Genomic DNA, 15,173 nt, shown 5'->3' on the forward strand with positions numbered 1-15,173 from the left:
CACCTGCCCACACCAAGGATCTTGCACCGTGTTCAACCTGGGCCACGCCACGTTATTGCTCGTATGCGCCTTTGCCGGCTGGTGGCTCTGGCGCGCCCTGGGTCAGGGTGATCACGCACTGCGGTGTGTGCGCTCGCACTGCGAGCGCGCCGACGTGCAACTGCTGGACGACAGTGTGGCGCTCAGCTCCGTGCGCATCGGGCGCAACCGCCGCGGCATGCCTGGGCTGATTCGCCGCTACAGCTTCGAGTTCACCGTCACCGGCGAGCACCGCTACCGCGGTCATCTTGATCTGCATGGCCTGCAGGTACTGCAGATCGAACTGGCGCCGCACCCTTTCCCGGGCGGCGAAGCGCCCTCCGGTGAGCCAGCTGCTTCTACCGGCGGCAAGGCGCTACGATTCATAGAATTTATTAAACAAGCCGAATAGAGTTATTTTTACTATTCAATAGTTCCACGTGGAACCAATGCTCAGCCAGATCCCGACTCACCTGATTGCCGGCCCGCTTGGCGCCGGTAAGACCAGCTTGCTGCAGAACCTCCTGGCGCAACGCCCTGCGGATGAGCGCTGGGCCGTGCTGATAAACGAGTTTGGCCAACTGGGGCTCGACCGCGCATTGCTGCAATCCAGTACAGAGTCAGGGGTCAGCATGGCGGAAATACCTGGCGGCTGTCTTTGCTGCGTGAACGGTGTGCCCTTCCAGGTCGGCCTGGGCCGCCTGCTGCGCAAGGCACGGCCCGACCGTTTGTGGATAGAGTGCTCCGGGCTGGGGCACCCGGCCGAGTTACTGCAGCAGCTGGCGCGCACGCCCTGGCAAGGCGTGCTGGATCTGCAACCACTGCTGATGGTGGTGGACGCAGGCCAACTGGCAAGCGGCGAGCCCTTGCCTGACAGTCAGCAGCGCAGCCTGCCCCACGCCGGTCTGCTGATAGCCAACCGTACCGATTTGCTCAGCCCTGAGGCACAACAGCGGCTGGCCGATGCCTGGCCGCAAGCGCTCCCCTGCCAGCATGGCGCAGTTGACTGGGCCGCCATCCCCCGTCATAACACGCCGGCTGCCAGCAGCGAGCTGCCGTCCGCCAGTGTAGGTCAGCCCGTCGGTCAGATCGCTCTGCAGCCCGGACAGTGGCAGTGCCACGCACAGTTGGAGCATGCCCCCTACAGCCTGGCCTGGCGCACTGCCAGCGACCAGCGCTTCAACCGGGAAAAGCTGGAACAGTGGCTGGGCTGTCAGCCCTGGCTACGCGCCAAGGGCATCTTGCATACCGATCAGGGTTGGCTGGCCTGCAACCTGGTGCCAGGGCAGCCGGTCACCTGGACGGACAGCGCCTGGCGACAGGACAGCCGGCTTGAACTGATCTGCGCCGAGCGTCCAGACCGCGAGCAGCTTGAACAGGGCTTGCGGGCAGCCGCCTGCTGCCAGTAAGGTGGCGTTTTTGCTGGCGACATCATGACCCGCTTACTTCTGCTTGCCCTCACCCTGTTCAGCCCAGCCATTCTGGCCAGCGCCTGTCTGATCGAATCAAACGACGACCCGTTGCCCATTCGCCTGTGCCAAGCCAACCGCACCATACCTGACGGCCTGTTCGAGCAGCAGTTCTGCCAGCCACAAATTCCCGACCGCAGCTTCCAGATACAGATGCTAGACGCCTGCCCAGACGGCGCCTACGGCGTTTGCGCAGGCGCGCATACCGAAGGTGTCGGATACCAGCAGGATATTCACTACTACAGCAACGCAGAGGATGCGCCGGTACTGCAGGCCTATTGCGAGCAGATCAGCCAGGGCCAGTGGCAAACACCCTCCTCGCCCTGAGCTAGTGCATTGGCGGTGTCGGCGGCAGCTCCGACATGTCCAGCTGGTCGCCCTCTTCCAGCCCCAAGCGCGCGACGCTGCCCGCCGGCAGCTCTATTACCCAGCGCAGCGGCTGCGTCGCCTGATAGAGGGCACACGGCAACTCGGCACAGGGCGGCACCTCGGAAAAGACATGCCGAATCTCGCCAGTGTCTGCAACAAACACCAGGTCCAGACTGATCAGCATATTGCGCATCCAGATGGCCGGTTGGGTGCCGGCAGGAAAATCAAACAGCATGCCGCTGCCAAAGGGCAGATCAGACACGCCCATCAGGCCCTGACGACGGCTGTCTGGATCAGCCACATAGGTGAGCTCAAAGGAGGTGTTACCCAGCACCACGGAGCGTGTGCCGGCCTGGGCACTGGTGCACGCCAGCACGGCAACAACCATGGCTAACAGACTTGTCTTCACAGGGTATCTTTCAGCAGGTTCTGATAGACCAGATTGGTCAGGTACAGACGGTTCTGTTCGCTCAGCTCAACAAACTCCACTCCGGTGGCAACCTGCTGCTCCTGAGCTTCTTCCACGGTCACTGCGCGCACACGCGCATCCACCGTCATATACACATCCAGCCCCGAAGGGTTGATGCGGAAGGACAACTTCAGCTCTTCGTCCTTGTTGGCAAAGGGTTTGGCAGACACCAGACGTGCCCCACCCACGCTGATATCAGTCATGCGAGCCGAACCCTGGGCGCCGTTCTGGCGGATCACCGCCGTGACCAGGTCCACCGATGCGCGGGCCGAACTACGAATGCGCATGGACTGCACGGTCTCAGGATAGGCCAGATGCAGATAGGGAAAGGGCGACAGACTGGATTTAAGTACACGGGTCTTGTAGGCCACCGCGTCCTTACCCACAAAGCCACGGACCAGAAACTGCTGGCCTTCCTTCACGAACACCAGCTTGCCCTGCACCGTCGGCGCGGTCACCAGCAGGCTGACCGGCGCGTGAAAGCCGATCATGCGCACCTGATAGCGCTCGGCGCTGTTGCTGTTCATGGTCTGCAACTGCACGGCGTCGCCCGGCGCCAACTGGATCTGCTCCAGCGTGGATACGGTTGCACCCTCTCCGTTGCTTGCGTGCTCTGCAGTGGCGCTGCGATAAACCCCCAGCTTGACCAACTGCTTGAGCAGTGAACGGTTCTCTACCACCTTAGACTGAGCAAACAGCACCTTGCCGTCAGCATCGACAACGTTCCACGGCAACGGCTTGCCGACGGGGATGTCTTCTTCAGTCAGCGCTATCATTGGCACAAAACAGCTCCGGTTCAGAATTCCAATTGGCATCAAATGTATCAGCGTCCGGACGGCGCGGCTATATGCTGTTGCAGCCAAATCAGGTGTAGAGGTCCGCCCGAGTCAACGGCAGGTGATGCCCACCACCAGGCAATGGCTTGACCGCCAACACCTGATGAATGTTCATCCAGTTATGCGCAAATCCGTAGGCGCATCCGGCCAGGTAGATCCGCCATATTCGCAGGCTACGCTCGCCGACCAGCGCCCTTGCTTGCTCAAGACGGTCCTCCAGGTTACGGCTCCAGTGCTGCAGAGTGAGAGCATAGTGCAGGCGCAGACTCTCCACATCGACCACCTCCAGGCCCTGCTCGCTCATGCTACCAACCGCTGTCGCCAAGTGCGGCAGCTCGCCGTGAGGAAATACATAGCGACCAATAAAGCGTCCGGCGCCGCGCCCTACGGGCCTGCCATCGACATGACGGGCCGTGATGCCGTGATTGAGTACCAGCCCGCCCGGGCGTACCTGCTCGGCCAGGATTCGGAAGTAGTTATCCAGATTGGCGTGTCCGACGTGCTCAAACATGCCAACGCTGACGACCTTGTCATATTGCTCACTCCTCGGCAGATCGCGGTAATCGCGCAGCTCCAGCCGTACCTGCTGGCCTAGTCCCTGGGACCGCACCCGCTGGTTTCCCAACTCCAGCTGCTGTTCGCTTAACGTGATGCCGTGCACGCGAACGCCATACTCCCGCGCAGCATGACGCGCCAGGGCGCCCCAACCGCAGCCCACATCCAGCAGGTAGTCGCCCCGATGCAAACGCAGCTTGCGACACAGGTGATCAAGCTTTTGGACCTGAGCGCGGGCCAGCGAATCTTCCGCATGGCGAAAATAGCCGCACGAGTACACCATCTCCGGGTCGAGCCAGAGCGCATAAAAGCTGTTGGACAGATCGTAGTGGTAAGCGACCGCCTGAGCATCGCTCTGACGGTCATGGGGGGCGGTTGCGGGCGGGTCGCCGGGGGCATTGATCACCAGCGACTGACTCAGCCGGTCAGCAATGGCCATTGCATCCGGCAACGGCCCGTGGATATCCAGGCGTTCTTCGATATAGGCCTCGCCGAGTGCATCCAGCGTCGGTCGCTGCAACTCGGCGAGTAAGGCTGGATCGCGTATCCGCAGCTCCACCGTGGGTGACTGTGCTAGATCCAGCGATTCGCCATCGGGCAGGCTGATCCGCAGCGGCAGCTGCAACGCACCAAGGGTGCTGGCCAGTTGGGCAAGCATGGCTATTCCCCCATGAGATGTTTACCCCACTATAGAACAGCCAAGCGGCGGGCCTCAGGACTTGGTCGGACGCTTCCAGCCGTCGATGTTGCGCTGGCGTGCGCGACTCACGGCCAAGGTGTCTGCAGGCACGTTAGCGGTGATGGTCGAGCCCGCCGCGGTGGTGGCTCGCGCGCCGATAGTTACCGGTGCTACCAGCGCGGTGTTGGTGCCGATAAAGGCACCTTCCTCAATGGTGGTCAGGTGCTTGTTTGCGCCATCGTAGTTGCAGGTAATAGTGCCTGCGCCAATGTTGACGTCCGGGCCGACAACCGCATCGCCGATATAAGACAGGTGGTTAACCTTGGCGCCTGCGCCGATATCAGCCTTCTTGGTCTCGACAAAGTTACCAATCTTGGCACCCGCATGCAGTCGCGTGCCGGGCCGCAGGCGCGCATAAGGGCCCACATCACAGCCACTCGCAAGCTCGGCCCCGTCGATATGGCTGAAGGCCTTGATATGGCTGCCGGCGCCAATATGGCAATCACGCAGCACACAGTTGGACTCGATGATCACGTCGTCTTCGATCACCACCCGCCCTTCCAGTACCACGTTGATATCGATGCTGATATCGCGTCCCACGCTTACATCGCCGCGCACATCAATGCGCGCCGGGTCGGCCAGGCTGACGCCTTCGGTCATCAGGCGCTCGGCCTGACGACGACGGTACTCGGCCTCCAGCACCGCCAGCTGCACCCGGTTGTTGGCGCCCAACACCTCATACTCGTCGCCCGCGTGCGCCACCTCCACCGGGATCTGCTCGGCGACGGCCATGGCCACGACATCGGTCAGATAGTACTCACCCTGAGCGTTCTGATTGGACAGGCTGCCCAGCCAGCGGGCGGCATGCTTGCCAGGCAGCGCCATGATGCCGGTGTTGCCCTCGCGGATGCGCAGCTGCTCGGCGCTGGCATCTTTCTGCTCGACAATCGCCTGGACCTCGCCGGCCTCGTTACGCAGGATACGGCCGTAGCCCGTCGGGTCAGCCAGGGTCACGGTCAGCATGCCCAGCGCCTGCGCACCTGCCTGGCTGCTCAGCTGCGCCAAGGTCTCGGCGCGCAACAAAGGCACGTCGCCGTACAACACCAGCACCTGATCAGCACCCTCGGTGCCCGGCAGGGCCTGTGCCACCGCATGACCGGTCCCCAATTGCTCGGTCTGCAGTACCCAGTGAATATCCTCGGCGGCCAGTTGTTCACGCACCAGCTCGGCACCGTGGCCAATCACGACATGAATCCGCGTTGGCGACAGACTGCGAGCGCAGTCAATCACATGCCCCAACATGGGCTTACCTGCCACCGGATGCAGAACCTTGGGCAGTTTGGAGCGCATGCGAGTGCCTTGACCGGCGGCAAGAATGACAACGTGCAGATTCATGGAAACGTCCTGTAGGAAAATAAAAGTTCGCGCATTCTAGCAAAGCAGAGCAGGCTTCTGGGGATGGAGTGACTGGCTGCAAGCTTGGTCAGGATGGGGCGGAGCGAAGCGCCGTAAAGTGTCTTTGAATATTTACAGCTACCGGAAAACAAAAAAAACCGCGCGGCTTGGCACCGAGCGGTTCTTCTTGCAGCTTGCGGCTTGTAGCTTGCCGCTGGCCTTACCGGTTATTAAGCGCCGGTCCGCCGTACTTCTTGCGCAGTTCCTGCACGGTCCGCAATTGGGCCGCCGCCTCGGCGAGACGAGCAGAAGCCGAACCATAGTCGAATTCTGCACCTTTCTCGTTGAGAGCGCTTTCAGCGGCTTTCTTTGCTTCCAGAGCAGCTGCCTCATCAATGTCACCAGCACGGATAGCCGTGTCGGCAAGCACCTTGACCACGCTCGGCTGAACTTCTAGGAAGCCGCCAGAGATGTAGAACACCTCTTCGCCACCGTCCTGTTTGATCACCCGAATGGGGCCCGGCTTGAGGTCGGTCAGCAGCGGCGCGTGACCAGGCATGATGCCCAGATCACCCAGGTTGCCGTGTGCAATGACGCGTTCAACCAGACCTGAGAACAGCTCTTCTTCCGCGCTTACGATATCGCAGTGCACTGTCATAGCCATTGTATCGCCTCGGTTCAGCGCCCCCTTGCGGGGGCGCACCCATTACAGTTTCTTCGCTTTCTCGATCGCTTCGTCGATGGTACCAACCATGTAGAAGGCCTGCTCAGGCAGGTGGTCGAACTCACCCTTGAGGATGCCGCCGAAGGCACGAATGGTTTCTTTCAGCGGGACGTACTTGCCGGGTGCACCGGTAAATACTTCAGCAACGAAGAACGGCTGGGACAGGAAGCGCTGGATCTTACGAGCACGGGCTACCAGTTGCTTGTCTTCTTCAGACAGCTCGTCCATACCCAGAATCGCGATGATGTCCTTCAGCTCTTTGTAGCGCTGCAGAACATACTGAACGCCACGAGCTACGTCGTAGTGCTCTTGACCGATAACCAGCGGATCCAGCTGACGAGAGGTGGAATCCAGCGGGTCTACAGCCGGGTAGATACCCAGAGACGCGATGTCACGGGACAGTACTACGGTCGCATCAAGGTGAGCGAAGGTAGTTGCCGGAGACGGGTCAGTCAGGTCGTCCGCGGGAACGTATACGGCCTGAATGGAGGTGATGGAACCGGTCTTGGTGGAGGTAATACGCTCCTGCAGAACGCCCATCTCTTCAGCCAGCGTCGGCTGGTAACCTACCGCAGACGGCATACGACCCAGCAGTGCGGATACTTCGGTACCGGCCAGGGTGTAACGGTAGATGTTGTCGATGAACAGCAGAACGTCACGACCTTCGTCACGGAACTTCTCGGCCATGGTCAGGCCGGTCAGTGCAACGCGCAGGCGGTTACCCGGCGGCTCGTTCATCTGGCCGTATACCAGGGCTACCTTGTCCAGTACGTTGGAGTCCTTCATCTCGTGATAGAAGTCGTTACCTTCACGAGTACGCTCACCCACACCGGCGAATACAGAGTAACCGCTGTGCTCGATCGCGATGTTACGGATCAGCTCCATCATGTTTACGGTCTTGCCTACACCGGCACCACCGAACAGACCAACCTTACCGCCCTTGGCAAACGGGCAAACCAGGTCGATAACCTTGATGCCGGTTTCCAGCAGCTCGTTGGAGCCAGCTTGCTCGTCGTAGCTCGGAGCGGCGCGGTGGATACCCCAGCGCTCTTCTTCGCCAATCGGGCCAGCTTCGTCAATCGGGTTACCCAGCACGTCCATGATACGGCCCAGGGTCTTGACCCCGACCGGCACGGAGATGGCTGCACCGGTGTTAGACACGGTCAGACCGCGCTTGACACCTTCGGTGGTACCCATGGCGATGGTACGTACGATGCCATCACCCAGTTGCTGCTGGACTTCCAGGGTCAGGCCCTGATCGGTCACCTGCAGCGCGTCATACACCTTCGGCACGTCTTCACGCGGGAATTCCACGTCGATGACGGCGCCGATGATTTGAACGATACGTCCGCTACTCATTTGTTGGTTCCTCTAAATGGTTGAAACCGTTCCGGTTAAACCGGGTCGCCTCAAACCGCGGCGGCGCCGCCGACGATTTCCGAAATTTCCTGCGTGATCGCTGCCTGACGAGCCTTGTTGTAGATGAGCTGCAGATTGTTGATGAGCTCACCGGCGTTGTCAGTCGCGTTCTTCATCGCGATCATCCGGGCTGCCTGTTCACAGGCATTGTTTTCGACCACAGCCTGGTAGACCTGGGACTCGATGTACCGCACCAGCAGTCCATCAAGCAGTTCCCGGGCATCGGGCTCGTACAGATAGTCCCAGCTGCCTTTCTGTGCGCCTTCGTCTTCGGAGGGCACCAGCGGAATCATCTGTTCCACTTTGGGCTGCTGAACCATGGTATTGACGAAGCCGTTGGAGACCAGATACAGACGGTCGATGCGTCCTTCGTTGTAGCCGTCCAGCATTACCTTGACGCTGCCGATCAGGTCGTTCAACGCGGGCTTTTCGCCCAGGTTGCTGATCGCCGCGACAACATTGCCGCCGTAGCTACGGAAGAAGGAAGCGCCCTTGCTGCCGATAACACAGAGTTCGGTTTCGACGTTACGGTCACGCCATTCTTTCATGCTGTTGACCAGAGCCTTGAACAGGTTAGTGTTCAAGCCGCCGCACAGACCGCGATCCGTGCTCACCACGATGTAACCGACACGCTTGACTTCACGCTCTTGCATGAACGCGTGACGGTACTCGGGGTTGGCGTTGGCCAGATGACCGATCACCTGCTGGATACGCTCAGCGTACGGGCGGCTGGCCGTCATGCGCTGTTGTGCCTTGCGCATCTTGCTGACCGCCACCTTTTCCATGGCGCTGGTGATCTTCTGCGTACTTTTAATACTCGCGATCTTGCCGCGAATCTCTTTTGCGCCTGCCATGTCACACCTTTCCAGGTTTGCCCTTGGCCGGATCGCGCGAAGCGGGGCTCAGCTCACGCTGCGCCCCGCCGTCGGCTTACCAGCTCTGGGTCGCCTTGAACTTCTCGATGCCGGCTTTGATGCCTGCTTCGATATCGTCGTTGTAATCGCCCTTTTCATTGATCTTGGCCAGCAGGTCTGCGTGCTCAGATTTGAAGTAGGCAATCATGGCTTTCTCGAAAGCACCGACCTTGTTCTGCTCGACGTCGGACAGGAAGCCCTTCTCGGCTGCGAACAGGCTGACACCCATCTCGGCGATGGACATCGGCGCGTACTGGTCCTGTTTCATCAGCTCGGTAACACGCTGACCGTGCTCCAGCTGCTTACGGGTGGCTTCGTCCAGATCAGAAGCGAACTGGGCGAATGCAGCCAGCTCACGGTACTGTGCCAGTGCAGTACGGATACCACCGGACAGTTTCTTGATGATCTTGGTCTGAGCAGCACCACCTACACGGGATACCGACACACCGGCGTTAACGGCCGGACGGACACCCGAGTTGAACAGGTTGGATTCCAGGAAGATCTGACCGTCGGTGATGGAAATCACGTTGGTCGGTACAAACGCGGATACGTCACCAGCCTGGGTTTCGATGATCGGCAGAGCGGTCAGCGAGCCAGTCTTGCCAGTTACGGCACCGTTGGTGAACTTCTCGACGTACTCTTCGGAAACGCGGGAAGCGCGCTCCAGCAGACGGCTGTGGAGATAGAACACGTCGCCCGGGTAAGCTTCACGGCCCGGCGGGCGGCGCAGCAGCAGGGAGATCTGACGGTAGGCAACGGCTTGCTTGGACAGGTCATCATAGATGATCAGAGCGTCTTCGCCGCGGTCGCGGAAGTATTCACCCATGGTGCAGCCGGCGTAGGGAGCCAGGAACTGCAGGGCAGCCGGGTCAGAAGCAGAAGCGGCAACGATCACGGTGTGACCCATGGCATCGTGCTCTTCCAGCTTGCGTACCACGTTGGCGATGGTCGATTGCTTCTGACCAACAGCGACGTAGACACACTTAACGCCGGAACCTTTCTGGTTGATGATGGCGTCAACGGCCATGGCGGTCTTACCAGTCTGGCGGTCGCCGATGATCAGCTCACGCTGACCACGACCTACCGGAACCATCGCGTCGACGGCCTTGTAGCCAGTCTGGATGGGCTGGTCGACCGACTTACGCCAGATCACGCCCGGCGCAACTTTTTCAACTGCGTCGGTAGCGTTGGCGTTGATGTCGCCTTTGCCGTCGATCGGAGCGCCCAGTGCGTTGACAACGCGACCCAGCAATTCCGGACCAACCGGCACTTCCAGGATGCGGCCGGTGCACTTGACGGTCATGCCTTCGGCCAGACCCAGGTAGTCGCCCAGGATTACCGCACCAACGGAGTCTTGCTCCAGGTTGAGTGCCATACCAAAGACGCCTTCGGGAAACTCGAGCATTTCCCCGTACATTACATCGGCGAGACCGTGAATCCGCACGATACCGTCAGATACGGAAAGAATCGTACCTTCGTTGCGTGCTTGAGAAGAGATATCGAGCTGCTCGATCCGCTTCTTGATGATGTCACTGATCTCTGATGGATTCAGTTGTTGCATGCCTTTATCCTCAAAACCTTATGCTGAAATCAGGAGCCCAACGACTCGGCCAGTTTGGTCAGCTTTCCGCGCACGGAGGCGTCGATGACCAGGTCGCCGGTGCGAACAACCAGTCCACCAATCAGTGACTTGTCCAAGGTCGCATCGATGCGCACATTGCGATCGAGCTTTTTGGACAGCGCCTGAGCGAGCTGCTGCTGCTGTGCGTCAGTCAGCTCGAAGGCCGAACTGACGTTGATGTCGATGGTGCGCTCAAGTTCAGCTCGGAAGCTGTTGAATAGCGTCGCGATCTCGGGCAGCAGGGCAAGCCTGCGGTTATCGGCGAGGATCATCAGAAAGTTGCGTTGCTCCTCGGACACCGATTGACCGGTGCACTCGAGGATGACCTCGGCTTTCTTCTGTTCCGCCAGACCCGGATCGGTCAGCAGCTGGCGAGTTGCCTCGTCTGCGGCCACCTGGCCAGCAGCGTTCAGCACCTCGGCCCATTCGGCCAGGGCCTGTTGGGCTTTTGCCCGCTCAAATGCCGCTTTGGCGTAGGGGCGGGCCAGCGTAATCAGTTCTGCCATGATGACCTCGCTTAGAGTTCGGCTACCAGCTTGTTCAGCATGTCACCGTGCTTGTCAGCGTCGACAGAAGTTTCCAGAATCTTCTCGGCGCCAGCCACTGCGATAGCAGCGATTTCGGCGCGCAGAGCGTCTCTGGCCTTGATGCGCTGCTGTTCGATTTCCGCCTGGGCCTGAGCCAGAATTTTCTCGCCTTCTTTGCGAGCGTCTTCTTTGGAGCCTTCAACAATCTGGTTGGCGCGCTTGTTAGCTTGCTCAATCAGTGCTGCGGCCTGCTCTTTTGCCTGACGCAGTTCCTGGGCTGACTTCTCTTGTGTCAGTTCCAGGTCCTTGGCGGCGCGATCAGAGGCTGCAAGGCCGTCTGCGATCTTCTTCTGGCGCTCCTGCAGAGCAGCGATGACCGGAGGCCACACATACTTCATGCAGAACACCACGAAGATGAAGAACGCGATCGCTTGACCGAGTATCGTCAAATTGATGTTCACGTCTTCACCTCTTGCCTGTTATTCAAAACCATCAAGTTGGAGTCGCCGTTACCGGCGACTGCATTAAGCAACTTGGGCAATGAAGGGGTTGGCAAAGGTGAAGAACAGAGCGATACCAACACCGATCATGGTTACGGCGTCGAGCAGACCGGCGACGATGAACATTTTCACCTGCAGAGCGGGGATCATTTCAGGCTGACGCGCAGCGCCTTCCAGGAATTTGCCACCCAGGATACCAAAGCCAATTGCAGTGCCCAGTGCGCCCAGGCCAATCAGCAGTGCTACGGCAATCGCGGTCATTCCAACTACAGTTTCCATTTAAAGCTCCCAGTTTTCAGTTAATTGCAAGTTATGGGTTTTCGGGTAGAACTAAATCGTCATCGCCTGATCAGTGACTGTCTTCGTGCGCCATGCTGAGGTACACGATGGTCAGCATCATGAAGATGAATGCCTGCAGCGTGATGATCAGAATGTGGAAGATAGCCCACGGCACGGACAGAGCCCACTGAGCCCAGAAGGGCAGCAGAGCGATCAGGATGAAGATCAGCTCGCCGGCGTACAGGTTACCGAACAGACGCAGGGCGAGAGAGACCGGTTTGGCCAGCAGGCTGACGCCTTCGAGCAGCAGGTTGACCGGAATCAGGAGGACCTTCAGGAAAATATTGCTGGAGGAGAAGGGGTGCAGGGTCAGCTCACCAACGAAGCCGCCAATGCCCTTGACCTTGATGCTGTAGAAGATGATCAGCGCAAACACCGACAGGGACATGCCCAGGGTGGCGTTGACGTCGGTAGTGGGTACGACCTTCATGTATTCGACGCCGGCCATGTGGAACAGCTGCGGCAGGAAGTCGACGGGTACCAGGTCCATGAGGTTCATCAGGAAGACCCAGCAGAAGATGGTCAGTGACAGCGGAGCAATCACCTTGTTGCGACCGTGGAAGGTTTCCTTGACGCTCTGATCGACGAACTCGACCATCATTTCAACGAAGTTCTGCAGGCCGCCGGGGACACCGGAGGTGGCTTTCTTGGCAGCCATGCGGAAGAAGAACAAAAACAGTGCACCGAGGAACAGAGACCAGCCGATGGTGTCTACGTGAATAGCCATGAAGCCCATATCGGACGCTTCCTGAGCGCCGTGAGCCATGGTCCAGGTGTCCTGACTCAGAACGGTACCATCGGCACGCTCGTAACCGGCCGGGAGTTTCCCGTAGGTCAGGTTCTGAAGGTGGTGCTTAATATAATCTGATGCGGTAGCGCCTGCCATAACGTTCCTCAGGTCCTTTAGCTGTGCTGCGTTTTTCCACCCATTACCGCAGGTGTTAGCCAGTTCGTGACCAGCATGATCGCAAATGTAAGAAACAGTGCCGATACATCAATCGGCTTAATACTTTTGAACGCCACCGCAAAGAGGACGGCGCAAAGGATGAGCTTGCCGGCCTCACCCTTGTAAAAAGAATCCATTATCTGCTTTGCAGCGCGCGCCCCGGTGTACCTGAAAGCCTTGAGCGCGAAATACACATTGGGCAGGAGGAAAATAAGGCCTCCCACCAGGGCGGAGTATGCCGCCACGGGGCTTTTAATCCAGAAAAGCGCCCCCATCAACACCACAACAACAGCCTGAAACGCGAACCACTTGAGCAGCGGGGGACGACGAATGGCATTGGTCTTCATTGTCGTCATCTGTACTCGTTCACCCCTGCCGGTGGTGCATGCGTGAAACAAATTACCGGGCTGTTCGGCCACCTTGCTGCGCGCGCACCCGGCGCGGGGATTCGTGTGGCCGCCCCCTAAAGCGCCGGTGATTATATGTGTTAGCCCTGCCAGTAGCAACCAAACAGGCGCGGCACTACATGGCGCGAGGGCGCATGCTGCCTGATCTGCGCGGCATCCCCGGCTGCTTTGGTTGTGCCTTGGAATCAGGCACTACATGTTGTGGTCAAAACGCCAATCAAGCCGCCTGACGGTCATCTTTTGTAATAATTGGCGGCGCCTCGCCAAGCCAGCAATGACGCCACTTGCGCGCTCGCAAGAGCTTAGCGGATGTGCTCGAGAATGCCATCAAGCTCGTCAAGCGAGCTGTAGCTGATGACCAAACGGCCCTTGCCGCGGGCACCATGCAGCAGCTTCACATCGGCGCCCAGACGCTCCCCCAGGTCCTGTTGCAGACGCTCCACATCCGGGTTGGTGCGCTGTTGTGTCGCATCCCTTCGGGGATTCAGCCACTGGCGAACCAGCGCTTCGGTCTGACGAACGGTCAGCCCCTTGGCGACCACCTGGCGTGCGGCGGTGGTTTGCTGCTCGGCCGGTAGACCGAGCAATGCGCGGGCATGGCCCATCTCCAGATCGCCGCGCTCAAGCATCAGCTTGACGTCTTCGGGCAGGCTCATCAGGCGCAGCAGGTTGGTGATGCTGACCCGTGATTTGCCAACGGCATCGGCCACCTGCTGCTGGGTCAGCTCGAACTCCTGCTGCAGCCGCTGCAGGGCGATGGCTTCTTCGATCGGGTTGAGGTCTTCGCGCTGAATGTTCTCGATCAGCGCCATGGCGATGGCGGCTTCATCCGGCACTTCGCGGATCACCGCCGGAATGCTGTCCAGGCCGGCCAACTGACTGGCGCGCCAACGGCGCTCACCGGCGATGATCTCGTAGCGGCCTTCGCTGATCGGGCGCACAACGATGGGCTGCATCACGCCCTGGGCACGAATCGACTCGGCCAGTTCCTCCAGCGCCTGCGGGTCCATGTCCCGGCGGGGCTGATACTTGCCGCGCTGGACCAGATCTACCGGCAGCTCCTTGAGCACCTGATCCTGGCTGTCGTTCTCGCTGGCCGCGCCGGCGCCTGCACTCAGCAGTGCGTCCAGTCCCCGTCCCAAGCCGCGCTTCTTGCCCGCCATGCTCGTTGTCCTTGTCGTCAATCGTTCAAATCGGTAACGGCAGCCGCCTTGGCTGCCTGCTTGCTGCGACGTACCACCTCGCCGGCGAGCGCCAGGTAGGCAACAGCGCCACGCGACTGCTTGTCATACGCCAGCGCGGGCATACCGAAGCTGGGCGCCTCGGCCAGACGCACGTTGCGCGGAATCACGGTCTGGTAGAGCTTGTCGCCAAAATGCGCGCTGAGCTGGGCGGATACATCCAGCGTCAGGCTGTTGCGCGGGTCGTACATGGTGCGCAGAAGACCTTCAATCTGCAGGCTCGGATTAAGCACCGAGCTGATCCGGCTGATGGTGTTGACCAGCGCGGACAGACCTTCCAGCGCGTAATACTCGCACTGCATCGGAATGATCACTCCATCAGCGGCGACCAGGCCGTTGACGGTCAGCATGTTCAGCGACGGCGGACAGTCGATCAGGATGAAGTCGTAATGCTCGCGGGCGTTGACCAGCGCGTAGCGCAGGCGGCTCTCTTTCATCTTGATGTTGATCAGCTCGACTTCGGCGGCGGTCAGGTCGCCGTTGGCGGGCAGCAGATCGTAGCCGCCGTACTCCGAGCGGCAGACCGCATCGGCAAACTCGCACTGCCCGGTCAGCAGCTCGTACACCGAGTTGTCCAGGTTGGCCTTGTCGATACCGCTGCCCATGGTCGCGTTGCCCTGGGGGTCGAGATCAATCAGCAGCACCTTACGCTTGGTTGCGGCCAGCGAGGCGGCGAGATTGATCGTGGTGGTGGTCTTTCCCACACCGCCTTTCTGGTTGGCAATTGCCAGCACCTTGCCCACGT

Annotated in this window: 18 protein-coding genes; 3 read left to right on the plus strand and 15 right to left on the minus strand. The window is 59.8% G+C overall.

The features are described 5' to 3' along the window. Positions 1-28: 28 nt before the first annotated feature. Genes BM116_RS02865 through BM116_RS02875 form a run of 3 tightly spaced genes read left to right on the plus strand, consistent with a single transcriptional unit; the run spans position 29 to position 1,814 of the window. Complete coding sequence (locus BM116_RS02865) at positions 29-430, plus strand: DUF3301 domain-containing protein (protein WP_083729105.1); 402 nt, start codon at positions 29-31, stop codon at positions 428-430. A 37-nt stretch (positions 431-467) separates the two neighbouring features. Further along, positions 468-1,427 carry a CobW family GTP-binding protein gene (locus BM116_RS02870; RefSeq protein WP_083729103.1) on the plus strand — a complete coding sequence of 320 codons (960 nt, stop codon included), beginning with the start codon at positions 468-470 and terminating at the stop codon, positions 1,425-1,427. 24 nt (positions 1,428-1,451) lie between these two features. Further along, entirely contained in the window at positions 1,452-1,814 is a 363-nt protein-coding gene (locus BM116_RS02875; protein WP_083729101.1) for a hypothetical protein, read from the plus strand. Position 1,815: 1 nt separating this feature from the next. On the opposite strand, the gene BM116_RS02880 is transcribed toward BM116_RS02875, so the two are convergent. From BM116_RS02880 to BM116_RS02950, 15 genes are all read right to left on the minus strand, one after another. Then, positions 1,816-2,265 (minus strand): DUF192 domain-containing protein, encoded by a 450-nt coding sequence (locus BM116_RS02880; protein WP_139057029.1) that lies wholly within the window; start codon positions 2,263-2,265, stop codon positions 1,816-1,818. Continuing rightward, complete coding sequence (locus BM116_RS02885; protein WP_169847322.1) at positions 2,262-3,101, minus strand: flagellar brake protein; 840 nt, start codon at positions 3,099-3,101, stop codon at positions 2,262-2,264. Before BM116_RS02885 ends, BM116_RS02880 begins: the two co-directional genes overlap by 4 nt. A gap of 88 nt (positions 3,102-3,189) precedes the next feature. After that, positions 3,190-4,374 (minus strand): C17 cyclopropane fatty acid synthase CfaB, encoded by a 1,185-nt coding sequence (gene cfaB / locus BM116_RS02890; RefSeq protein ID WP_083729095.1) that lies wholly within the window; start codon positions 4,372-4,374, stop codon positions 3,190-3,192. A gap of 54 nt (positions 4,375-4,428) precedes the next feature. Continuing rightward, positions 4,429-5,790: a bifunctional UDP-N-acetylglucosamine diphosphorylase/glucosamine-1-phosphate N-acetyltransferase GlmU gene (glmU, locus tag BM116_RS02895; protein ID WP_090474970.1), complete on the minus strand. Its 1,362-nt coding sequence runs from the start codon at positions 5,788-5,790 to the stop codon at positions 4,429-4,431. A gap of 220 nt (positions 5,791-6,010) precedes the next feature. Next, positions 6,011-6,454, minus strand: a complete 444-nt coding sequence (locus tag BM116_RS02900; RefSeq protein ID WP_083728475.1) for a F0F1 ATP synthase subunit epsilon — start codon at positions 6,452-6,454, stop codon at positions 6,011-6,013. Positions 6,455-6,496: 42 nt separating this feature from the next. After that, positions 6,497-7,873 (minus strand): F0F1 ATP synthase subunit beta, encoded by a 1,377-nt coding sequence (atpD, locus tag BM116_RS02905; RefSeq protein ID WP_083728476.1) that lies wholly within the window; start codon positions 7,871-7,873, stop codon positions 6,497-6,499. Between the two features lie 50 nt (positions 7,874-7,923). Further along, on the minus strand, positions 7,924-8,787 hold the full coding sequence (gene atpG / locus BM116_RS02910) for a F0F1 ATP synthase subunit gamma (protein ID WP_083728477.1): 864 nt from the start codon (positions 8,785-8,787) through the stop codon (positions 7,924-7,926). 76 nt (positions 8,788-8,863) lie between these two features. Then, a complete protein-coding gene (gene atpA, locus BM116_RS02915; protein ID WP_083728478.1) occupies positions 8,864-10,408 on the minus strand; it encodes a F0F1 ATP synthase subunit alpha in 1,545 nt (514 codons plus the stop codon). A 29-nt stretch (positions 10,409-10,437) separates the two neighbouring features. Continuing rightward, on the minus strand, positions 10,438-10,974 hold the full coding sequence (locus BM116_RS02920) for a F0F1 ATP synthase subunit delta (protein WP_083728479.1): 537 nt from the start codon (positions 10,972-10,974) through the stop codon (positions 10,438-10,440). A gap of 11 nt (positions 10,975-10,985) precedes the next feature. Beyond that, entirely contained in the window at positions 10,986-11,456 is a 471-nt protein-coding gene (locus tag BM116_RS02925) for a F0F1 ATP synthase subunit B (RefSeq protein WP_083728480.1), read from the minus strand. A gap of 63 nt (positions 11,457-11,519) precedes the next feature. Next, positions 11,520-11,774, minus strand: coding sequence for a F0F1 ATP synthase subunit C (gene atpE, locus BM116_RS02930; protein WP_083728481.1), 255 nt, complete (start codon positions 11,772-11,774; stop codon positions 11,520-11,522). 70 nt (positions 11,775-11,844) lie between these two features. Continuing rightward, entirely contained in the window at positions 11,845-12,720 is an 876-nt protein-coding gene (gene atpB / locus BM116_RS02935) for a F0F1 ATP synthase subunit A (RefSeq protein ID WP_083728482.1), read from the minus strand. Positions 12,721-12,737: 17 nt separating this feature from the next. Further along, positions 12,738-13,136: a F0F1 ATP synthase subunit I gene (locus tag BM116_RS02940; protein WP_083728483.1), complete on the minus strand. Its 399-nt coding sequence runs from the start codon at positions 13,134-13,136 to the stop codon at positions 12,738-12,740. Between the two features lie 353 nt (positions 13,137-13,489). Then, positions 13,490-14,350 (minus strand): ParB/RepB/Spo0J family partition protein, encoded by an 861-nt coding sequence (locus BM116_RS02945; protein ID WP_083728484.1) that lies wholly within the window; start codon positions 14,348-14,350, stop codon positions 13,490-13,492. A gap of 17 nt (positions 14,351-14,367) precedes the next feature. Then, positions 14,368-15,171 carry a ParA family protein gene (locus BM116_RS02950; protein WP_083728485.1) on the minus strand — a complete coding sequence of 268 codons (804 nt, stop codon included), beginning with the start codon at positions 15,169-15,171 and terminating at the stop codon, positions 14,368-14,370. Positions 15,172-15,173 lie beyond the last annotated feature (2 nt).

The sequence above is a fragment of the Halopseudomonas pachastrellae genome, assembly GCF_900114765.1.
Taxonomy (GTDB): Bacteria; Pseudomonadota; Gammaproteobacteria; order Pseudomonadales; family Pseudomonadaceae; genus Halopseudomonas; species Halopseudomonas pachastrellae.